The organism is Anoxybacillus sp. TBDG-1 (assembly GCF_054815885.1).
In genome coordinates, this window is sequence record NZ_JBTZSY010000036.1 from 1 (window position 1) to 22,545 (window position 22,545).

At 41.5% G+C, this 22,545-nt stretch carries 19 protein-coding genes and 2 pseudogenes; 18 read left to right on the top strand and 3 right to left on the bottom strand.

What is annotated here, in order from left to right; all coding sequences use genetic code 11:
- Window positions 1-67 precede the first annotated feature (67 nt).
- From ACYQY7_RS10755 to ACYQY7_RS10830, 16 genes and pseudogenes are all read left to right on the top strand, one after another.
- Window positions 68-421, top strand: a complete 354-nt coding sequence (locus tag ACYQY7_RS10755; RefSeq protein ID WP_461202012.1) for a hypothetical protein — start codon at window positions 68-70, stop codon at window positions 419-421.
- A 6-nt stretch (window positions 422-427) separates the two neighbouring features.
- Window positions 428-2,464, top strand: a complete 2,037-nt coding sequence (locus ACYQY7_RS10760) for a hypothetical protein (protein ID WP_461202013.1) — start codon at window positions 428-430, stop codon at window positions 2,462-2,464.
- 11 nt (window positions 2,465-2,475) lie between these two features.
- Window positions 2,476-2,673, top strand: a pseudogene (locus ACYQY7_RS10765) (DegT/DnrJ/EryC1/StrS family aminotransferase); the annotation flags it as partial.
- A gap of 35 nt (window positions 2,674-2,708) precedes the next feature.
- On the top strand, window positions 2,709-2,855 hold the full coding sequence (locus ACYQY7_RS10770; RefSeq protein WP_461202014.1) for a hypothetical protein: 147 nt from the start codon (window positions 2,709-2,711) through the stop codon (window positions 2,853-2,855).
- 175 nt (window positions 2,856-3,030) lie between these two features.
- Window positions 3,031-3,309 carry a hypothetical protein gene (locus tag ACYQY7_RS10775; RefSeq protein WP_461202015.1) on the top strand — a complete coding sequence of 93 codons (279 nt, stop codon included), beginning with the start codon at window positions 3,031-3,033 and terminating at the stop codon, window positions 3,307-3,309.
- Window positions 3,310-3,772: 463 nt separating this feature from the next.
- A pseudogene (locus ACYQY7_RS10780) lies at window positions 3,773-5,138 on the top strand (ISLre2 family transposase); the annotation flags it as partial.
- 183 nt (window positions 5,139-5,321) lie between these two features.
- Window positions 5,322-6,509 carry an ADP-ribosylglycohydrolase family protein gene (locus tag ACYQY7_RS10785; RefSeq protein ID WP_461202016.1) on the top strand — a complete coding sequence of 396 codons (1,188 nt, stop codon included), beginning with the start codon at window positions 5,322-5,324 and terminating at the stop codon, window positions 6,507-6,509.
- 124 nt (window positions 6,510-6,633) lie between these two features.
- Window positions 6,634-7,395: a uracil-DNA glycosylase family protein gene (locus ACYQY7_RS10790; RefSeq protein ID WP_461202017.1), complete on the top strand. Its 762-nt coding sequence runs from the start codon at window positions 6,634-6,636 to the stop codon at window positions 7,393-7,395.
- Window positions 7,396-7,655: 260 nt separating this feature from the next.
- On the top strand, window positions 7,656-8,510 hold the full coding sequence (locus ACYQY7_RS10795) for an Rpn family recombination-promoting nuclease/putative transposase (protein ID WP_011888356.1): 855 nt from the start codon (window positions 7,656-7,658) through the stop codon (window positions 8,508-8,510).
- A 608-nt stretch (window positions 8,511-9,118) separates the two neighbouring features.
- On the top strand, window positions 9,119-9,508 hold the full coding sequence (locus ACYQY7_RS10800; protein WP_461202018.1) for an EamA family transporter: 390 nt from the start codon (window positions 9,119-9,121) through the stop codon (window positions 9,506-9,508).
- Window positions 9,509-9,603: 95 nt separating this feature from the next.
- Window positions 9,604-10,005 (top strand): IS200/IS605 family transposase, encoded by a 402-nt coding sequence (tnpA, locus tag ACYQY7_RS10805; RefSeq protein ID WP_033012039.1) that lies wholly within the window; start codon window positions 9,604-9,606, stop codon window positions 10,003-10,005.
- 8 nt (window positions 10,006-10,013) lie between these two features.
- Window positions 10,014-11,477 (top strand): nuclease/transposase family protein, encoded by a 1,464-nt coding sequence (locus ACYQY7_RS10810; RefSeq protein ID WP_461202019.1) that lies wholly within the window; start codon window positions 10,014-10,016, stop codon window positions 11,475-11,477.
- Window positions 11,478-11,677: 200 nt separating this feature from the next.
- On the top strand, window positions 11,678-12,592 hold the full coding sequence (tagU, locus tag ACYQY7_RS10815) for a polyisoprenyl-teichoic acid--peptidoglycan teichoic acid transferase TagU (protein ID WP_461202020.1): 915 nt from the start codon (window positions 11,678-11,680) through the stop codon (window positions 12,590-12,592).
- Between the two features lie 454 nt (window positions 12,593-13,046).
- A complete protein-coding gene (locus ACYQY7_RS10820) occupies window positions 13,047-14,117 on the top strand; it encodes an AAA family ATPase (protein ID WP_461202021.1) in 1,071 nt (356 codons plus the stop codon).
- On the top strand, window positions 14,114-14,725 hold the full coding sequence (locus ACYQY7_RS10825) for a DUF3226 domain-containing protein (RefSeq protein WP_461202022.1): 612 nt from the start codon (window positions 14,114-14,116) through the stop codon (window positions 14,723-14,725). Before ACYQY7_RS10820 ends, ACYQY7_RS10825 begins: the two co-directional genes overlap by 4 nt.
- A gap of 65 nt (window positions 14,726-14,790) precedes the next feature.
- Window positions 14,791-16,434, top strand: coding sequence for a copper amine oxidase N-terminal domain-containing protein (locus ACYQY7_RS10830; protein WP_461202023.1), 1,644 nt, complete (start codon window positions 14,791-14,793; stop codon window positions 16,432-16,434).
- 94 nt (window positions 16,435-16,528) lie between these two features.
- On the opposite strand, the gene amyS is transcribed toward ACYQY7_RS10830, so the two are convergent.
- Both amyS and ACYQY7_RS10840 read right to left on the bottom strand, forming a co-directional pair.
- Window positions 16,529-18,370, bottom strand: coding sequence for an alpha-amylase (amyS, locus tag ACYQY7_RS10835; RefSeq protein ID WP_461202024.1), 1,842 nt, complete (start codon window positions 18,368-18,370; stop codon window positions 16,529-16,531).
- A gap of 219 nt (window positions 18,371-18,589) precedes the next feature.
- Window positions 18,590-19,180 (bottom strand): plasmid pRiA4b ORF-3 family protein, encoded by a 591-nt coding sequence (locus ACYQY7_RS10840; RefSeq protein WP_461202025.1) that lies wholly within the window; start codon window positions 19,178-19,180, stop codon window positions 18,590-18,592.
- Window positions 19,181-19,323: 143 nt separating this feature from the next.
- On the opposite strand from ACYQY7_RS10840, the gene ACYQY7_RS10845 reads away from it, so the two are divergent.
- Together ACYQY7_RS10845 and galE are read left to right on the top strand one after the other, a co-directional pair.
- Entirely contained in the window at window positions 19,324-20,625 is a 1,302-nt protein-coding gene (locus tag ACYQY7_RS10845) for a UDP-glucose dehydrogenase family protein (protein ID WP_461202026.1), read from the top strand.
- Window positions 20,626-20,699: 74 nt separating this feature from the next.
- Complete coding sequence (gene galE / locus ACYQY7_RS10850; protein ID WP_461202027.1) at window positions 20,700-21,671, top strand: UDP-glucose 4-epimerase GalE; 972 nt, start codon at window positions 20,700-20,702, stop codon at window positions 21,669-21,671.
- A 98-nt stretch (window positions 21,672-21,769) separates the two neighbouring features.
- Here the strand turns inward: galE and ACYQY7_RS10855 are convergent.
- On the bottom strand, window positions 21,770-22,545 hold a 776-nt coding region (locus ACYQY7_RS10855; RefSeq protein ID WP_461202028.1), incomplete at its 5' end, for an IS630 family transposase.

Sequence of the window (22,545 nt, forward strand, 5' to 3'; positions counted from 1 at the left end):
TCCAGCTAACATGTTTCTGGGATTGAGTGGAAATCACAGAAAATGGTGAAGACCCGAAAAAATAAAAGTGCTTGAGCAGATTGTGGTTGATGTAGAGAACGATCTAAAGGTAGCTGCAATGGACGAAGAATGCAGGGAGTTAGCTAAGGAACTGAATCCGATGTTAGGTCAGCTAGGAGCGAGATTGAATCGAAGAGCTTTAGATCAAATTGGTTATTACGGACATGCAGTGAACTCTCCTTTGAAATTTGACCAAATTGTTCGCGGGAAAATATTGCCGAGAATACAGGTTGTGCGCAGTGATGAAAATACAAGGGTTCTAGAACGGCTGTCACAAGAACTGAGCAACCCATCAAATATGACAAAAATGAAAATAAGGGAAATGTTGGACCAAGGGCGCACAATCACATATTGGAGATGATATGGAATGGAATTGTGGATTGCTAAGATTAGATCTTCCAGTGAACATCCTATACAAGAATTAGTTAGGCCGTTAGATTTTAGTAGAGAAAACAATTGCTATGTCGCCTCTGAATATGAAGGGACGATTGTTGTGAAGGTGTCAAATGATGAAGTCCAAAAAGTCTTCTTGTCTCATTATGACGTGGTATCGAACGAACAGCGAATTCCTTTAATTTACGATGCGCAGAAAGATGTTTGGTATGATAAAGGGAATGAATTGGAGGAGAGAAGTCCAATTGGTATTAATCAATGTGGGACTTTTTTCTTTGAGGCAGAAGATAAACATGGATATATTATTGACAGGTCTAGCGATGTGTATATTACAAGCAGTTTATTAACGAAGGCAGAGTTTGACCAGATGAAAGATGAAATTGCCAGTATGCTTGAAGATTTATTTACAGCAGATCATGGCCCTGCAACGATGGTGGAGTTGTGGACAAAGAATGGCAGCGTAGCTGAACATACACTGGAGCAACTAAAAAAACTTTATGAAGTATTGCTCGAACTGGACGAAATGCCACATGAACAGCTTATTCGTGAGTATAGGCTGGTTTCCTTGAATGAAATAAAGCAATTCAATCCTGAAATATTGATTGAGCGAAAAATGTTTCCGTTTAAAGATAAATTTTTAGCTCCCATCCATACACGTTCTATAGATATTCCTGAACATAGAATGATACGTTGGAGTATAGAGAGGGTACTGGATTATGCCCATCGTTATGTAGCGCAAGCGCAAAATAGACAGGAAGAATGGGGTAAAAGAATCGATTTTTTGAAATATTCGCTAAAAAACCTTTATGGTAGTAACAATATAGAGAAGGAAAAAATCAAAAATTCCTTAAACAAAGACTTGGATTATGCTTGTAAAATCCTTCAGATAGCTAAACAAAATGAAGTTTTTTGGAAAAAGGTCATAGAGCTGGCTAAGAATTGTTTGGAGTTTCATTTTTTGCATGTGGGGGAGGAAGAATTAGGAGAAACCCACTTGTTTACGTTTTCTCCCCTATACAGCGAGGTATATCAATACTTGGATAATTTATTGCAGTTAAGCCCGACAAAGCAGTTATCCAATGTCGCCGTTCCTTTGAAAAAATCGCCAAAGTTGTACGAAATATGGTGTTTTATTTCGATTATTCATTCATTAATTTATGACTGTGGTTTTATAACAAAACAAAAGCCGTATACCCGAATTAGGCAATACGTGCAGGAAAAAGGAAGATTAGAAGGAATATCTTTTACTTTTGAGCGCCCTGTTTACCGAAAATACCAAGACGGCATCGACTCGAAAAGAGAGAATTTAAAGCTGGAAGTTCACTATGAGCGTCCGTTCTCACACGGAGAAAAGTCTTATCGACCTGATTTTACTTTTATTTTCGATGATGAAACACTAGAAACAAAGGAAGCTTTTTTAGATGCAAAATATAAGCCATTATTTAATCGCGAAGGTTGGATTGAACTTATTCGTGATACATCGTTTCGAAAATATTACGAGCCTTTGGTAAAAAAGCCCGTCGCTTCTTTTTTGATGCATCCAAATATGGTGAACGCTGTTTCCGTCCATACGTGGAATGCAGCGAGAAAAGAAGAACTTAGACATAGGCTAGGGAGCTTTAGTTATAAGCCAAGTGACAAAAAAGGATTTATCAAGTGGATGAACATGTTGGTACACTATCATTTGGGATATAACGCAACATGTATGCATTGTGGCACACATCAGCCTGCTAGGTTACAGAAAGGGGAAAGAGGACAAAAATATTTTACTTGCAGTAATGCTCACTGCGAGGCGTTTTGGGTGCAAACGGTTTGTTTTAATCGAGAGGGAGGGAGCTGGGCGCAAGAAGATGCGCATAAGGCATCGACTGCGTCGCTTTTTAAGTATACGAGGCATTCAGAGATGAACTATCATAAAGAAACGCCAGACGAATGGGACGTCTTTTGTCCTGTATGTAATAGGCGGGCACAAGATAGATTTGGTAACGGTGCCTTTCACGCCCCGATGTAATTAACGTGCTTATCGAAGCCCGTCCTGTATGGAAACCACTTCATTTGCAACCGTTGTTCGAAGGCGTGCGGTATTATTCGCATGAAGAAGAGCGTAGCGTTTCGGATGAATTGTTTGCGAATGGTCTTTGCTTGCCATCAGGTTCAAGCATGACAATTGAGCAACAACAACGTGTCATTGACGTCATCGTAAGCCTCTTGCGTAAATAAGCAAGAGGCTAGTTTTTTATTGGAGGGAGAGAAGATTGGAAACAAAGTTTGTACAGTTAGAAATCGAGCAATTTAAACGCATTTTAATTGAAGCGTACGAACGCGGAAAGTCGAATGAGGTGACGGCTAAAGAGATGATTCAGGAATTAGCGCAAAAGTTATGTGTAGACGGTCAAAAGTGAATGGCCAATGGCTACCATGAAATATATCCTTCTTTAGCATATATTTTTTAAATAAAATAAACTGAATATTCAATATTTTAAGTTAGTAAAAAACCATATTATACAAATAAGTATCATATTTACAAAAAAGTCATTTATCCAGGAGGAATAGAGAGAAGAGTTATCGAAGTGATAAATGGGAAAAAATTTTGAAGATCGGATGGTGAAGAAAGTGAAGGCGCCTCATTGGACAAGGGAAGAAAATCTTTGCATTTATTACTACCTCGATCGTTTTCCAAAAAAAAGTAATAAAGAAATAGCACAGATCATTAGAGAATACGAACAGTCTAGCACCATTGCCCGTCGTAGTGAAGATGCCATTTATCAACATGTTGCTCAGTTAAGAGATCGTCAATCGGATTTAAATGTGCCTGATCCTGTGCATAATCCTAATCGGAGTTTTAATCATTATTAAGTGCATACTCCTTTTCCGTGGATGACATCTATCAATCAGTTTGTAAGTAGTAGTTTTTAGGTAGAAATTGGAATTTTACCTGTTACACCTTCTAATGGTATGAGTAAAATGTTTGTGGGAGAAAAAAAGACAGGTTCCTGATTTGGTATAATAAGGAACCTGTCTGATATGTAAGCAAAATAGATGAAAAATGGGCTCTCCTCCTGTAAGGTAGTAAGTGCGAAAAAAAAAACAACCAAAGAAAGGAGTGGAGCCCATGCAGGATTATATCACGTGTGAGTAAAATATTTGTGGGTGACATTCAGGAATGATTCCCCGACGAGGGTTGCGAACTTTTGTTCGCGACGCTCGTCGGGGCCACCAAGCGAAGCGCGGTAGAAACAAGCAAATGTCATGCAAAAAGGACTCTCTCCCTGCTATGATGGTGATGACCAACATCCATAAAACAGGAGGGAGAGAGTCCATGAAACATCTTACCACAGAATGGCCTTTATTAAAAGAGCTGGGGGAACAATTAGTCAGAACTCTTCAAAAGGTGTTCGCTGTCTTGTTGGCGGCCCTTTTGGAGGAGATTGATCAACAACTGGCGGAAGCGCGGGACAAGCGCCGGTATCAGCTGAAAGACAAACGGCCGACCACGATCCAAACGCTGTTTGGGGAAGTGACGTTTCGACGGAACTACTACTATGATCGGCAGGCGGGGGGCGTATACCTTCTTGCTGGATGCCGAACTGGGCTTTGATGGAGCGCAGTCGATCAGCCCTTGCCTCGAGGAAACGGCGGTCGAGTTGGCCGTAGAGTGCTCTTCCTACCGCAAAGCGGCCCGTACGTTGGAGTCGATCGTGGGGTATGCGGTCCTAAGCCACGAGGCGATTCGCCAACTGGTGCTGGAGGCCCCTGTCTCGCTGCACCACCCTGTTTCCAAACGGCACGACCGAGTGCTATTTGTGGAGGCGGATGGGCTGTTCATTTCCCGCCAGGGGAAAGGGAAACGGGCGAAAGAAGAGAAAATCCTGGCGGTTCACGAGGGATGGAAACGAAACGGTTCGCAGCTCAAGCTCGTGAACCGGCGCCACTACCTCCATGAAGGGGCGGGAGACGTGTGGGAACGGTTCGAAGAGTGGCTGATGAACGAATATGCCTATGATCCGTGCCGGGACCTGTTGATCATCAACGGCGACGCGGCGTCGTGGATCACGGCCTGCCGGGAGTATTTTGGGAAGCGGGCGTGCTTTCAGCTGGATCGATTTCATGTGGCGCGGGAGCTGCGTCAGTGTCTGTCCGGCCATCCGCGTTGGCGGGAGGTGCGGAAGAAGCTGGCGAAACAAGACGAAGAGGGGCTTCTCGTGGAGCTGAACAGCGCGGTCGGCACGTTGGAGGACGAAGCGAAAGAGAAGCAGATGGCTGCCATGATCCGTCGGATCGAGTCGATGCCGGGATGCATCCGGGACTATCGGGAGTGGCTGTCGGAGCAAGGGGTGGAGACGACCGGCATGCGTCCGATGGGCCACGCCGAGAGCGTGATGAGCCGGTTTGCGCATCGGGTGAAATCCCGCCGCAGCTGGAAAGACCAAGGGCTTCGGGCGTTTCTGAGGGCGATGGCAGCCCGAATCGACGGGATTTGGCGGAGAAATGGGCAGTTGGTGGAGGAAGAAGAGACCCGAACGGCAGCCTCGGCCTCGACGAAGTCCAAGCGGGTTGAACAGGCCAAACGGAAGGCAGGACGGTTGTGGGCAGATGTGGTGCGTCAGAATCTACCGTGTCTGCAGCGGTCATCCGGGACGCCGATCCATCAAGCGTTGTCGGCGCTTCGGGATTTTGGTTGGGTGCAAAAAAATGGAATACAATATCATCACTTCAAGATGAGGGATGAGAGTCCGAAAGCGCTTACGATATCAATTCCTGAAAATGGTTCGCTAACTAGTGATTGACAACACCCGTAGTGAACCGAAAAAATGTTCTCCACAAAGTCTTGACTGACTCATTATGAAGCTACTCGGGGAAATTGGAGGATGAGTAAACATAGATTTCCGTATATTCAATATGTTGCAGGGGTACATCATGGAAAAGTCGTTTGTGTCTTTCAGCCTGAAGAGTGGGAGATTATCGAAGAAGGACCTGATAAGGGGAGAAAACGTTTTACGGGTACCAAAGCTTCTAGTGAAGTATTGAAAAAGCTGCAAATGGTAGAGGACAAAGTTATGAGGAAATTCGGAAGCGGGAATGCTATTGCTTATCTTTCATTGGATGAATTGGATCAGTTAGTGAGCAACTACCAAACTATAAAATATGCAAAGCATCATACGGCTAAATCAAATGATGTGGGGGAAAACGTGCTTGACCGAATCAAAGGAGGGCTGTTCGGCCTTGCGATTGGCGATGCGCTGGGGGCGACGACAGAGTTTATGAGTGCCGAGGAAATTCGCGGCGCGCACGGAAAAGTGACTGACATCATCGGCGGCGGTTGGCTTGATTTACCACCTGGGGAAGTGACAGATGATACAGCGATGACGATTGCGGTGGCGAAAGGGATTATTCGGAATAAGGAAAATCCGATTGCTGAAATCGGAGAGGAGTTTTTGAAGTGGTATAAGACCAATCCCCCGGACGTCGGCAATATCATCCGCACCGTGTTTTCATTGTATGCTGGCGATTGGTTTGATGCTGCTTATCGGGCTTGCCGGAAGCTCGGTGGCAAATGTGCGGGGAACGGGTCGTTAATGCGCTGTTTGCCGATTGCGCTGGCGTACGCGGATCAGGAAAAGATGGAGGAAGTCACGGTCCTTCATTCGAATATGACACATCATGATAGTCAAGCGGCGGAAGCGTGCCTTATTTATAACCGCATTGCTTCTCGGTTGTTGCATGGAGAAAAGCTGTCAGCAGCGATTAGGCAAGAAGTTGTTCATACGCGATACGAACCGCTTTTAACGGTTGAACCGGCCTGCCCGCCTGATGGCTATGTCGTGCATACGATGAGCTGGGTTCTTCATTGGCTGTTGCGCTGCGAGTCGTTTGAAGACGTCGTCATTTCAGCGGTGAATATGGGTGGCGATAGCGATACGATTGTGGCGATTGCCGGGGGATTGAAAGGATTAGAAGTCGGATATCACCAACTGCCAAGCCGTTTTACTGAAAAGATCGTCTGTGCCGATGAGTTGGAAGAGCTGGCTGTGCAATTGGTAAATATTCGGGGCTAGTCGGGTGGAGTTTGCTGCGGCCTTCCTATTGGTTGATCGGTTTGAGATAGGATTTATGAGTTTCTAATAATTTCCATCGATGTTTCTTTGTTCGAAATTTTTGTGAATGATGGGGGGATGTATGATGTTAGCTCATCGATTGGCTGAAATACATTCGAACTTTGGCATTTATAGTGAATCACAAATCAATGGGAACGTTGACTTTCATATCGTATCGGATTTGAAACAAGTTCCGGAGTTGAATTATTTAGTGGATTTTTATGAAGCGTATTTCCAGCATTATAAAAAAGCAATGGATCCATCTCGGAATTATTGGTCCTTTAAGAGGGACAATATTGCCCGAAGTGTGGATTTGCCGTTTATTGGGCGTAAGGTTGTTGAGCAAGGTAAGGCAGAGTATATCTTTGTGTTTAAGGGTTCCTTGCAGAAGGAAGAGAAGCTGAGTATGACCGTCCTTTCTTGTTTTTGGATTTTTGAAGACGTACAACCTTATCAGTCATTTTTTGATCGCTATTGGCCCAATACCAAAAATTATGATCCGCTTGTTCGAAATTTAGGGATCACCAGGGATATTGCAGAGAGATCATATGTGACGGATTTTGCCAGGGTAGCTAATCATAGAGGGATCCGGGATATGAAAAAGTGTAAGGAACTGTTAATGGACGAAATACATTTATTAAATCCCCAACTGGTCATATTGGTCGGTTCAGAGCCAAGAGATGCATTTAGCCACGAACTTCGGCTGCATCCGGAAAAGTACATGAGCGTTCCGTTTTCGTTAAAAGGGGTTCCGAAAAAGACACAAATAGAGGGTCCGCTTCTCTATAAGCAACTGCGTGAACGTCTTTATCATTTGTTAGACAAGGAAAAGGATCAGGTTCTGTGAGGCGCCGAGAATGGTCGATAGATCTCTCGGTGCTGTAGCCTTGCTGGCGTTGCGCTGTTAAGCTGAAAAGTTGGATGAGCAATATCAAGATATGGATTGTTTTGTGCAGCGTGCCTGTCACGCCCCGATATGTCGAGATTTGTAGAAACAGAGGGTCATAGATTGGCTCTCTGCTTTTGTTTAAAAAATTCATTCCCAAGCAGGAATTTGGTTCGTTTTGTCGAAAAAGTATGTAAAATTTTTGGAGGTGAGGTAAATGTATGGCCGTCGATCACGACCGCTTGTTTAAAGAGCTCATCACAACGTTTTTTGAAGAGTTTATTCTTCTCTTTTTCCCGCAAGTGCACGAGCATATTGATTTTCACCATTTATCATTTTTATCTGAAGAACTGTTCACGGACGTGACCGCTGGGGAAAAATATCGCGTTGATTTGTTAGTGGAAACGAAGCTAAAAGGGGAAGACGGTTTAATTATCGTCCATATCGAAAACCAAAGCTACGTTCAACCATCGTTTCCAGAGCGTATGTTTATTTACTTCAGCCGCTTGTTTGAAAAATACCGCACAAACATCGTTCCGATTGCCGTCTTCAGCTACGATACCATCCGCGACGAACCATCTTCATTTACGCTTCGACTTCCATTTGGGAACATACTCCACTTCCGTTTTTTCACCGTCGAGCTGCGCAAACAAAACTGGCGTCATTATATTCGTAACGACAACCCGATCGCCGCTGCGCTGTTAAGCAAAATGGGGTATACTGAAAGTGAACGAATTGAATTGAAAAAACAATTTTTACGCATGCTTGTGCGCATGGAATTAGACGAAGCAAAGCAACGATTGTTAATCGGCTTTTTCGAAACATATGTGCAACTGTCGGATGAAGAAGAACAACAATTACGAAACGAGGTGAACAAGATGGAAACGAAAGAAAAAGAACAAGTGCTCGAATTGTTAATTTCGTATGAGCAAAAAGGATTAAAAGAGGGTGTAAAAAAAGGATTACAACAAGAAAAGCGACAAATTGCGAAAAAGATGTTGGTAAAAGGGTACGACATCCAAACGATTCACGAATTAACCGAACTGCCGATTGAAGAGATTGAAAAATTGAAATAAGGGTGTGATTGTGATGTTTAACAGAGAGCCATCGATTGCCCCTCTGTCATTTTTTTAAAGTCGTATGTAGCAGTAAGGCGGTATTTAGCAAATATGAGGATTTAGCGAGGGGAAGGAAACGATGTGCGCAATGCGGGTCTCGGTGCCGCATAGCCCCGCTACCAGAGGGTTTGGTGCCTGTAACCATTTGGAATTCTTTATCGAGAACAAGAAGTAACATTTTCTCCGAGAAGTTTCCCTCTTCTAAACGGCATGTAGGGGGGAGATGGATCGGAAGGTTTTTTTATTCACATAAACGAACATATGTACTGTGTTTAATTCGTAAAAAAGGTGATGCAAAAAATGTTCTTCCAAGCATCGTGACGTTGATGGAGCGGGAAAAACTCTGTCTTCGGTACATCAGGCGTCAACAAACATGATGTCGTGAAGAAACACATACATATTATAGGAATGGATCACGCACATTTTATCATCGGTTGAATATCACTTTTATTGTCATTCAGTTGGATGGTTGCTAGAATAATGCATGTCGCATCTTTTAGCAGAAGGATAAACTTTTCTAAAATAGTTTTTGATGACTTTATGTTTTGTGTGAGGGGAGTTCGGATATGTCGAAATCGTTCGTTTATATCTCCCTCGTCTTGATTATGATGGTTTGGGGATTGAACGTGATTGCCATCAAGATTTTAGTTGAACATTTTTCGCCGGTGACGTTAACGTCGTTTCGGATTTTTACCGCAGGGATCGTTGTAATTCTGATTTTGCTATTCATGGGGCATTTGCGGAAATTAACTTGGAAGGAAGTGATGTATATTGGCATAGCCGCTTTGTTTAGTGTCGTTGTCCATCACCTTTTTCTGGCGCTCGGATTAACAAAAACGACAGCATCCAATGCTGGGTTGATTTTAGGTCTTGTTCCGCTGGTGACATCGGTGTTAGCGGCCATCTTTTTAGGCAATCGGCTTACGGGGGAAGCGCAAGAAAGCCCCTGCCTTTAGACAAGGGGATGAATTGCGTATTTTTTTGATAAATTTATTAGATGTGTTTATTTTATCTATTGTTTATGGTATATTTAGTATAGAGGTGATTGTTTTTGGAAAACGAAAAATACACCCATAAAAAAGGGATTGTTTATCTCAATCAATATCATATTGTGTTTTGTCCAAAATACCGTAGAAAAGTGTTAGTTGGAGATATTGAACGAGATTTAAAAAAAATTTTTGAAGAAGTTGCCAAAGAACATGATGTACAAATCAAAGCAATGGAAATTATGCCTGATCATGTTCATTTGTTCATTTCTTTTGACCCTCGTCAACATTTGCACAAAATTATACAAGCGTTTAAAGGGAAAAGCAGTCGAATATTAAGGGAGAAATATCCTTCGTTAAAAAGCAGACTACCGTCGCTATGGACACGAAGTTATTTTTGTTGTACTGTCGGCTATATTTCAGAAGAAGCGGTTAAACAATACATCGAAAATCAAAAGAACGTATAAAGGAAGTGGTGTCGTTGGCGAAAACAAAAACCAAAAGTTATGTGCTGACGTTGAAACTCAAAACAGAACTATGGCAGGCGTACATATTAGAGAAACGTTTTGAAATTGGCAGAAAAATATACAACGCTTGTTTGGGCGAATTGCTGAAACGGCATAAAAAACTACAACATGATAAGCAGTATCGTCATCTAGCCCAACAACCAAAATCAAAAGAAAGAAACAACTTGCTAAATGAGTTATATCGTCAGTACGGAATCAATGAATACGCTATGCACGATTTTGTTAAGCCAATGCAACACCATTTCAAGAAACACATCGACTCACACACCGCACAAAAAATCGCTACGAGAGCATGGATGGCAATGGAAAAACTCATCTTTGGTAATGCAAAAAAAGTGTCTTTTAAGAAATACAACGATATGGATTCATTAGAAGGAAAAACAAATAGCACAGGCATCCGTTTCAAAAACAAACATTTTCTTTGGAATGGTTTATCTATTCCTGTTATAATTCACCCAAACGACATATATACACATCTGGCTCTACAAGACCGTATAAAATATTGTCGCATCGTCCGTAGACGAATTAGAGGAAAAATCAAGTATTTTCTTCAACTCACTCTTGAAGGTGTGCCACCAAAGAAAATAAACCGCCAAACAGGAGAAATAAAACATCCAATAGGGCGAGGCGATGTTGGTATCGACATAGGAACACAAACCGTCGCTATTTGCTCGATGAATAATGTCAAGTTGCTTATTCTTGCGCCGAGTGTCGAAAACATAGAAAAGCAAAAGCGAGTTCTTCAACGAAAATTGGATCGTCAAAGACGGGCGAATAATCCGCACAAATACAATGAAGATGGGACAATAAAAAAAGACAACAAGGAAAAATGGGTTTGGAGTAAAAATTATCTCAAAACGAGAAATCAGTTAGCAGAATTACAAAGAAAAATAGCAGATAAACGGAAACAAGATCATCAACGGCTTGCCAATTGGATCATCGCATTAGGTCATCATATCCAAGTAGAAAAAATGAATTTCAGAGCACTTCAAGCAAAGGCAAAAGAAACAAAAGTCGATGCCAACGGAAAATACAAAAAGAAAAAACGATTTGGAAAAAGTATTGCGAATCGTGCACCAAGTTTGTTTTTAAACATACTGAATCAAAAACTGCAATATGAAGGCTATTCCCTTCAATACATCGACACATTTCGCGTCAAGGCAAGTCAATACGACCACCAAAACGATGAGTACAACAAGAAAACACTTTCCCAACGATGGCACGAAGTAGACGGACGCAGAGTGCAACGAGATTTATACAGCGCATTTTTAATCATGAATGTGAAAGACAATCGAAAAGAAATAGATCGACAAAAATGTTTAGAGAGATGGGATCAATTTATTCGACTGCATGATGAAGAAATCAAACGACTTCATCTTCATTCATGTGTCGTAAGTAGTATGGGAATTTAAATGATAAAAAGCGTCTTGAATCGGGCGCACAGGGCGATAAGCACCAGTAAGGTGTTTGCCCATGAAAGTCTTGTGGAATTAGAGTCAGTGTCCATGCGAAGGTATGGAAGAAGCTCTATAGTACACAAGAACCCCGTGGCTTTAGCCATCGGGAGGTTCAGGCTTCACATGAAAATATCCATGAATAAAGGAAGATGCAAATGACACCGAAGCGAAAAAAACGTATATGGATCGGAGCAATTGTTTTATTTCTTGCGTTGGTAGGGGCATACGTGTTTTCCGTTTATCACAAACTACAGCAAACAATGAACCAAATACATGCACCGATTGAACGGGCAAATTCAGACAAACGTCCAGATGGGTTATCGTTTACAAAACAACAACCGATTGCGATTTTGCTTATTGGCGTAGATGAACGAAAAAATGATCGCGGGCGGGCAGATTCGTTAATTGTCATGACAGTGAACCCAAAAAAACAATCGATAGAAATGGTAAGCATTCCACGAGATACACGTACGATGATTGTTGGTAAAGGGAAAGAGGACAAAATTAACCACTCGTACGCTTTTGGTGGGGTGGAAATGACGCTTGCGACGGTCGAACAATTTTTAGACATTCCAATTGATTATTACATTAAAGTGAACATGGAAAGCTTTAAAGATATCGTAGATGCCGTTGGCGGTGTAACAGTAAATAATTCTTTTGCATTTGAATATGAAGGAGAGTCGTTTCCTAAAGGGGAAGTTACCTTAAATGGGGAAAAGGCATTAAAATACGCCCGTATGCGCTATGAAGACCCGCGCGGTGATTTCGGCAGGCAAGATCGCCAAAAACAAGTCGTTGAAGCAATTATTAAGAAAGGAGCTAGCTTCTCTTTACTTACAAACTATAATGACATACTTGAAGCGATAGGAAAAAATGTAAAAACGAATTTAACGTTTGATGACATAAAACAAATTCAAGCCAACTACAAAGAAGCAAGACGTCATATCGAGCAGCTACACATACAAGGAAAAGGTCAAAAAATAAACGGGATCTACTATTTGATTGTACCAGAGGAAGAACGCGCTGCCATTTCACAACGGTTAAAGGAGCATATGGATATCGGTTTGTAGTATTTCGTCTTGACGTGATAAATAGCCCTATCTTTGGGAATTGGTAAAGTAGGGAAAATGTTTATTAGAGGGCTGTCATTCTTCGGTAGGCAGTCCTTCCCTCCAATTGAATCATCGCCACTCGCTTATTTTCCTCTCTGCGACATTTTTGCTTCTCTTTATTCAAGTATTTTTATAGCTGATTGCCTGCACTGAGGGATTTTTCCGAATAGATGTAAAAGTAAAAAATTTATTTCGATACATGCAGGAATCCAGACGGTAGTAGTGAAAAGAATATATGTGTGGCAAAATAAATGGTTAAATAGTCTTTTTATAATAAGCATTCATCGTTTATGTTATCTGATTGTTGTGAGGAGTTTCGCTTTCTTTTCAATGGTAGATGGGGTACACTTGGACATTATTTGTAAATGACATTATTTGTAAATAAAACATGTAGCATAGTAGGTGGATACATATGATTCGTTCAGTCGAAATTGAAAATTTCAAAAGTTTAAAGCATATCGCTTTAAACGATTTGGGGAGATTAAACTTATTTGGAGGTAAAAATAATGTAGGGAAAACGACTTTATTAGAGGCTCTATTTTTATTTTTTGATCGTATGAATCCAAACATGTTAATTAGGCAGTACAATTGGCGTGGGGTGACAGGCATACCTGTTCGATCTGATACGATGTTTGCGCCTATTTTTTATAATTTTGATTTAAAGGAAACGATCAAAATAAAGATTTTAAGAGAACATGGTGTGGAAGAGGTGATGTCCCTTTGTTTTCAAGATGAAAACCAACAAGTGTTTTCTATCCCAATAAACAGAGAAGAGAGTTTTGGGAGTTCTAATGAAGCGATTCAAAGTATGGTGAGAATTGAATATAGGGATGGAAAGCGAGGAGAAAGAGATCTTTTTCATTTTTTCATTAACACGAGCGGCGGATTTGGCATGCAGATTGTACAGGCGAAATTTAAAGAAATACAAAACGCTTATTTTCTCGGTTCTAAAATTCCGTTCAATCCTGTAGAAACAGCGGTTCGATATGGTGAGCTAGATATCCGCGGTGAAGCAGAACAATTATTACCTTATTTACAAACAATAGAACCCCGTTTGAAAAAGCTTGTCTCTGTGGCATTGCCAAATGGTGAATCCATGTTATATGGAGATATCGGGTTGTCGAAAAAAGTGCCATTTGCCTATATGGGAGATGGCTTGTCTAGACTATTAACAATATTATTAGCCATCGCCTATACGAGAGAAGGGATTATTCTTATTGATGAAATTGAAAATGGATTCCATTATTCGAAGATGCCGAAAATTTGGGAGATTTTAATGAAGGCAGCCACAGATTATGGGTGTCAAATTTTCGCAACCACTCATAGCTATGAATGCTTAAGTAGCGCGGTATCGGGAATATCGGAAGGAAACAGGGATTTCCGTTATATACGACTTGAGCGTGTGGGTGAGAAGATCATTCCGAAAACATTTACTTTTTCTGAACTTGAAATGGCTATTGAGCAAGGGTGGGAAGTGCGGTGACCTTGAAGCCGAAGGAGATTACAAGTGAGAAGCTCCTTTTAGTGGAGGGAAAGGATGAAGTCAATTTCTTTGAGGCCCTGCTAGATAAAGCAGGAATTGAAGGCTTCGAAATGATTAACGTTGAGGGGAAAGGAAACTTTACGCAGCATTTGAAGATGCTTTGTTTGTTAACGGGATTTGAGAGAGTCAAAACGTTAGTTATTATTCGAGATGCGGATAACAATCCAGATGCAGCGTTTGCCAGTGTAAAAAGCGCGCTACATTCGATCCACTTGCATGCACCAAATCGACAAAACGAGCTCAAGGAACATCTGGGGAGAAAAGTAGGTATTTTCATTATGCCTGGTAACTTTGAAAAAGGAATGTTGGAAGACTTGTGTATGTCTTCTGTGTCTGATGATCCTGTCATAGAATGCATTGAGAAGTTTTTTGAATGCGTAAAAGGAAAGGGATGTATCCCTAAAAATTTAGCTAAAGCCAAAGCTCATGTATTTTTAGCCTCTCGACCGGAATTAGTAACTAGTATAGGGGTGGCGGCGAAGAAAGGATATTGGAATTTTACGCATCCTTCGTTACAGTCATTGATTCACTTTTTGCGAGAGGCTTAATTTTTTTATGGTGCCTGTCACGCTCCGATGAAGGATAGGGAGAATGAGTGTGGAGGGAGATATACGTGAAAAAAGTTTGGTGCTTTATGTTGGCGTTTGGAATGATGTTTGCGATGTTTTCTTTTGGACATCAAGTTGCTGTAGCTAGTTCAATTGTTAAGGGTGACTGGGGAGAAAATGTGGTTTCTGTCTTTGTAAATAGTAAGGAAGTTTTTTTTGATTCTCCACAGCCTCCTTATGTTAAGGATGGTTATACCCTCGTTCCGTTTCGTGGCATATTTGAGGCTCTGGGTGCTATGCTGCTATGGGATGAGGGAACAAAGACGATTACAGGGCAACTAAATAACCGAAGGATTACGCTTCGTTTAAATGAAAAAACAGCAATGGTCAACGGAGAAAAAGTTCGCTTAGGTGTCCCAGCGTTTTCAAAATACGGGAGAGTTTTTGTACCTTTGCGTTTCATCTCGGAAGGTCTTGGCTGTCAAGTGTTTTGGAATGCAAAGGAACGTGCAGTACATATTTTTTCTTTACAAGGAGTAAACGTGACGTATATTCCAACGATTTTGAATGTAGACACGAACGACTATCGTTATGGTAACTATTTTGAAGTTGCCAATCGTTATATGTTTGCTGATCAAGGCAAAATACACATTTTGGAGAGTTATGACGGGAAATTATATATTCATCATTTTGATCCGATGTTTCGCTCCCATCAACAAACTGTTATTCCAATGAATTTACCGATATTTGGTGGTTTTCACGCTTCTGACGATGGATATTATTATGTTGTTTATGGGGCTAACAACAATAATGAATCAAACTCAAAAGATGTGTTTTCCATTGTGAAGTATAATAAGGAGTGGAAAGAAGTTGGGAAGCTACGTATTCGTGATGTTTACGTAACACAACCTTTTCATGCGAGTAATTTGGAGATGGACAGCCGAAATGGCATTTTAGCTATTCATACAGCGCGTTTGCGTTATACATCTGAAGATGGAAAGCGTCATCAATCGAATATTTCATTTCTTGTTGATACAAAAACTATGACTCTACTCCCGAAAGATAGCTACCAATGGCCGAACAATCACGTAAGCCATTCGTTTGCGACGTTTGTACGGTTTGATGGTGACCGTGTCGTGTACGTAGATCATGGTGATGCGTATCCACGCTCGATTGTTCTTCAAACGGAAGAGGATGGAATGATTACAAATGTCATCGATATTCTTCGTTTTCCGAAAGTAGAAGAGGAATGTATTAATTACACTGGTGCGAAACTCGGAGGATTTGAAGTAGCAACAAACAACTATCTTGTTGTCGGATCGAGTGTGTACCCAAAAAATCCATACAGATTAAGTGAAGTGAAAAATTTATTTATAGCGACCGTGTCGAAAGATGCCGAAGACGATACAGCTGTAAAAATAAATTGGTTGACAAATTTTTCGGTTTCATCTGGAAAATCAGTAGAAGAAGTGCATATTCGAAAGATAAGTGATGATCGCTTCCTTCTTGTTTGGAGTGTGGACGACGATGACGGATTTTCGTCGACATTTTATGCTGTTGTCGATGGGGAAGGTCGCTTAGTGAAGGATCCGAGAAGGGTCGGTATCCCTACCCCAGGAAACATGCATCCGCTTGTCATTGAAAACGATGTATATTGGTATTCATCATCTTATGTAGGCACGTTTATTTATAAACTACATTTAGAGTGAGGATTGTTGGTGACTGTCATACCTTCTAAATAAAAACAGCTCGTCGGCGAGAACTGACAAGCTGTTTTTCTATTTCAAATACAAGATTTTAATCTTAAGGTACATTCCAGCTCGCCGTGTATGACCCACTTGATGCGAACGGAACGGTGTACGTTCGATTTGAAATGCTTTCCCATATCACGTTCCCAGATTGATCCTTTTTAATAAACTTAAATTCAATTGCTTTTCCTTGTGGAAGTGCTATCGTTGCTTTCCACGTCGGATAGGAAGATGGATTCATTTTAATTGCGTTGGCAGTGTTCCAATTGCCTAGCTCTGGAATGTTGCCGACAACGTATACACTTTGGCCACTAGTTGTTGTTGCATTATTAACTGTAAAGGTAATTTGTGATGTTTTAGCCACCCAAATAGAAACAGAGCCGCCGTTTACTTTAAACTCCCCCCAGCCATCAGCGTTAATCGTTACTGTATCACTTCGATTGCCAGTTAAATCATAAAATACTTTTCCGGCATGTTTTTTGCCGACATACATCCATTTACTGCCGCCAGGACCGTCGGTAATTAAAGCTGCAAGCCCCGAATTTGGTTTCGCATCAATTCCTTCACGTGTCCATCCGATAATATCTTGATGATCAATATAGTCACGTTGCGTTCCATATGCGTAGTCTCGACGAGCAATTAAAAGCGGGTCAATTTTACTTTTTAATCCCGAGATATTGTATTTCGGAATTCCGTAATAGTCACCGTAAAATACGCAAGGATATCCTTCTTGTCTTGTTAAAATAAAGGCATAAGCAAGTGGTTTGAACCAAGGTTCGACCCATGATTGTAAAGATTGCCCTGGCTGCGTATCATGGTTATCGACAAGTGTAACAGCTAATGAAGGTTGATCTTTCATTAATGTATTGTTTAATAAATAACGCATGTCAAAATATCCACTTGATTTGGAAGCGATATAAAAATTGTTATGCAAAGGGGCATCAAATAACGACATGGATCCGTTTGTTTTTGTAATATAGTTATGCAACTTATTGACGTCATAGCTCCAAAATTCTCCGACTGCAAACAAATTTTTCTTCGTTTGGTTGCGTACGTATGTTAGCCAGTCAGGGAAAAAGCTATATTTAATATGTTTCACGGCATCTAAACGAAATCCATCGACATTTGTCGTATTCACGTACCACGTTCCCCAGTTTTTCAATTCGGTTACAACTTCAGGGTGATCCATATCTAAATCAGCGAACATTAAATAATCGTAGTTTCCGTTCTCTGTGTCGACCTCCCAATCCCATGCTTTTCCTGTACCGCGGAATTTGTAAATACGATTTAATTTCCGGCTTTCATCCCAATCTGTACCGTCAAAATGATACCAGCGCCATTTAAAGCTGGAGTATGTGTTCCCTCGACCAGGGAAATCAAATTTTGTCCATGCTTGAATTTGATATGTGCCTGACACTTCTTGGTTTCGATTAGAGGCGTTTACTTCAACCGCATTGACAAACTCTGTACCGTCAGCCCCAGCTTTATGGTTAAACACGACATCAGCATATACTTGCATGCCAGCGCTTTTTGCCGCTTGAATGGCTTGAATATATTGCGTTTTTGTTCCGTATTTCGTTCGGATCGTTCCTTTTTGATTAAATTCCCCAAGATCATATAAGTCGTACACGCCATATCCAACGTCGCTTTGGCTCGTTCCTTTGTATGCAGGTGGTAACCATAACGCAGTAACACCTAAAGAAGAAAGACTGCTTGCTTCATTTTTTACTTTCGTCCAAAGCGTTCCGTCATTCGGTAAATCCCATTCGAAATATTGCATCATTGTTCCGTTAACAGGTGCAGTATTGGCTTGTGCTGTTGAAAAAGGCGTAAGAAAGGAAATAATTAGCGTTGCAATGAGAATGTAATACGCCCAAACTTTTTTCCGATTCGCCATCGTCAAACACCCTTTCTTTTATAAAAAATGACAACACTCATGCAAACGTTTGCATTCTTGTGTAAACGCGTTTGAGGTTATTATAATGACGAATGTTAACGCTTACAACTATATTTTTTATTTTCATATGTTTAAACAACGAAGAATGCTTCATGATCATTTTATATGGAGAAATGTATAAAGGACTGCTTTCTTGCCAAGCAGCCCTAAAAAATGCATTTACCTTAATTTGATCGTCGCCAATCGACTATTTACTTCCTCTATGTCAAAGTGTTCTGGGTTAAAATCATCTCCGTACCATTCATCGTACCACTCGAGAAACTCTTCACGTTCTTGTTTTCGTTTATCGTTTTGCATGATGTCGATGACATCTTGGTATCCCCAAACGCCGCCGACATCTTCTGGTGGGCACGCTCGTTTTCCTTTGATGCAAACAGGATGTGTCAACGGTTCCATTCTCTTTTCAATCTTTTCTAATGTAATGGTATGATCCCAATTGTCTCCAAAGTCATACGTATATAAAACTTTGTCCTTTTCTTCACTTAAATATTCTTTAATCCGTATTTTTCGAGAATCGAGCATATCTTTCCAAGGGTGTGTAAAATCGTCTAGTGGATGTGGCACATCGATGATCGCGTCGCCCGTTTCAAATTGATATAAGTGATAGTTTCTCCAACCCATTGCTTCTTGAATGACGAGATGAAGTTGATCAAATGTGATGTTGCTTGGGACAAGTACGCGTCGCCAAATGGGTGGCCGAATGCCACGCAACGCAATTTTTAATTGATAAACAGTTTCATTTTTTCGCAAGGTGTTTCCTCCTTTCTTTGCTATAATGATAGACAAATTTCTATGTTTTTATAAGAGGGATCTTTCATTTTCTTTCAATAGCTGTATCGTGCAAAAACGCTCACATTTGTGTAAACTGAAAAAAAAAAGCACGGAGGTTGGCTATGCACATTGTTGTTGTCGGAACAGGATATGTCGGTTTAGTGACAGGTGTGGCGCTTGCACATATCGGTCATCGGGTCGTATGCGTTGATGTAGATGAAGAAAAAGTAGAGCGGATGAAACGAGGCATCTCGCCGATTTATGAGCCGGGTATTGAGCCGTTAATGAAAGAAAATATGGAAGCGAATCGGTTGTTTTTTACGACAGATGGTGCGAGTGCGTATCGAGAGGCGGATGTCATTTATATTGCGGTCGGCACGCCTGAAAAGGAAGATGGTTCTGCGAATTTGACATATTTGAAACAGGCGGTCAAAGACATTGCCTCATCAGTGACGAAAGATGTCATTGTCGTAACGAAAAGTACGGTGCCGGTCGGAACGAATCACGAAATAAAGCGTATGTTTGAGCAGCTGGCCCCACATGTACGCATTGAAGTTGTATCCAATCCTGAATTTTTGCGTGAAGGTTCGGCGATTCATGATACGTTTCATGGCGACCGTATTGTCATCGGTGCGGATGATGAACGAGCAGCGGCTATTATTGCAGACATTCATCGTCCGTTTGGCATTCCGATCTTTCAAACCGATATTCGCAGCGCGGAAATGATTAAATATGCCTCGAACGCCTTTTTAGCGACGAAAATTAGTTTTATTAACGAAATTGCGAACATATGTGAAAAAGTAGGTGCAGACATTGAACAAGTAGCAGCTGGGATGGGGATGGACGAACGCATCGGTGCCTCGTTTTTACGTGCAGGCATCGGTTACGGGGGCTCTTGTTTTCCAAAAGATACGAAAGCGTTAGCGAAAATCGCTGCCAATATCGATCACGATTTCGAATTGTTGAAAGCGGTTATTGAAGTCAACAATAAGCAACAGCGCAAATTAATCGAAAAAGCGAAAAAAAGATTTGGACATTTAGCAGGAAAAAAAATTGCCCTTCTCGGTTTGTCGTTTAAGCCGAATACCGATGATATGCGGGAAGCTGCATCGCTTGTCATCGCACGAGAACTCGTTGCTGAGCAGGCAATCGTTGTCGCTTACGATCCGATTGCGATGAACAAAGCGAAAAGTGTGTTACCGAAAGAAGTAATATATGCAAGCCATGTCGAAGAAGCGCTCAAAGACGCTGATGCGGCGATGATTTTAACAGAGTGGGATGAATTTCGTCAGCTTGACTTATGTATATACGTCAAGCAAATGAAAACGCCAATTATTTTTGATGGGCGCAATTGTTACGCCCTTGACGATATGAAAAAATATGACATCGAATATTATTCGATCGGGCGAAAACCGGTGAAGTAAGACAGAAATGATGATCGATTTTTCCATATATGTATAGTAATATGGTTATAGATGGGACTGAAAGGAGTTTGTGTATGATTTTAGTCGTTGGTGGAGCGGGATATATCGGTAGCCATGTCGTAAAACAATTAGTTGAAACGAAACCGGTCGTTGTACTGGACAATTTATCGACAGGACATCGGTATTTAGTCGATAAACGAGCGGTGTTTGTGCATGGAGATTTAGGCGATCGAGCGATGCTCGTGCGTATTTTTGAAAAATATCCGATCGATGCGGTTATGCATTTTGCGGCGAATAGTTTAGTTGGCGAGTCGGTTGTCGAGCCGATGAAATATTATAAAAACAACGTCGCTGCAACGTTAACGTTATTAGAAACGATGATGGAATACGGCGTGAAGCGATTTATTTTTTCATCGACAGCTGCTGTGTACGGTATTCCAAACGTTGATATCATTACGGAACAATGTCCGACGAATCCGATTAATCCATACGGCCGTTCGAAGTTAATGATCGAACATATGCTTTCAGATTTTGCATCGGCGTATGATTTACGTTACGTCGTCTTGCGTTATTTTAATGCGGCAGGTGCGCATGAAAGCGGTGAAATCGGGGAAGATCATCACCCGGAAACGCACTTAATTCCGCTCATTTTGCAACATTTGCTTGGATTGCGCGATAAAATTTCGGTGTTCGGTACAGACTACGATACACCAGACGGCACATGTATTCGCGATTACATTCACGTTACGGACTTAGCGGAAGCTCATATTGTTGCGTTGCACGCTCTTCTTTCCGACGAGAAAAAGACAGCAGTATACAATCTAGGCAATGGGCTCGGCTATTCGGTCAAAGAAGTGATTGACATGTGCGAGCGTGTCACAGGGAAAAAAGCAACGATTGAATATACGGCGCGCCGTTCGGGAGACCCTGCTCGACTTGTTGCTTCATCGGAAAAAATTTCCCGAGAACTCGGTTGGCAAGCGACTCGTTCGTTAGAAGACATTATCGCAAGCGCATGGCGTTGGCATGCATCGAAAAGAGGTTGAAGACAGCCTCTTTTTTCGTTTGTTTCCAAATTTGACAACGAATTTAACCCTTCGTTACTCTATTATTATACATCCAAATTGACATTTTAACCTCTGATTTACGCAGTACACCCGATGCGACGCAACACCTCATCCGGGTGTTGTAGAACGTACTGTTCAAAACGAGTAATGGATTGTGCAATGTCGTTTTGATCCTTGTGAAAAACGTTGGCAATCACTTCATCTTTCAACCACTTCCACAGCCGTTCAATCGGGTTCAACTGTGGGGAATACGGTGGCAAAAAGATGAAATGAAAAGCATCGCCTTCCTCGCCATCAAGAAAGGCTTGCACCATCTTGGCATGATGAATACGCGCATTGTCCAATACAAGCACGAGGAATCGATCCGCATATTTCTCTTTCAACAGGCGCAAAAAGTCGAGGAACGTTTCGGCATTGGCGGATGATGCGCGATGAAATACAACATCGCCTTGTTGAACATCGACGGCGCCAAAAATGGAAACATGAGCGTGGTGACCGTAGCTTGGCACTTGTTTTTGATTTCCTACTTCTGCCCATGTCGTACGTAGAGCTTGATAAGCGCGAACATGTGTCTCATCCACATAAAACAGCATGGCATTCTCGGTAATTAGTTTTTTTACAAATTCAAGTTCTTTTTGAAATGCAGCTTGACGTTTGGGATCCCCTTTAACGAGCTTGTAAGTGGGGCGTGTCCACGATAAACGCAAACGATGCAGCAACTTGCGAATGCCTTCACATGACATCGAAACGCCGTAGGTTTGTTGGATGTAGGATTGTAAAATACGCGTGTTCCATGACGAAGCAATGCCCCAGCCAGCATCCACAGGTGTAGTAGTTAACACGAGTTGTCTGA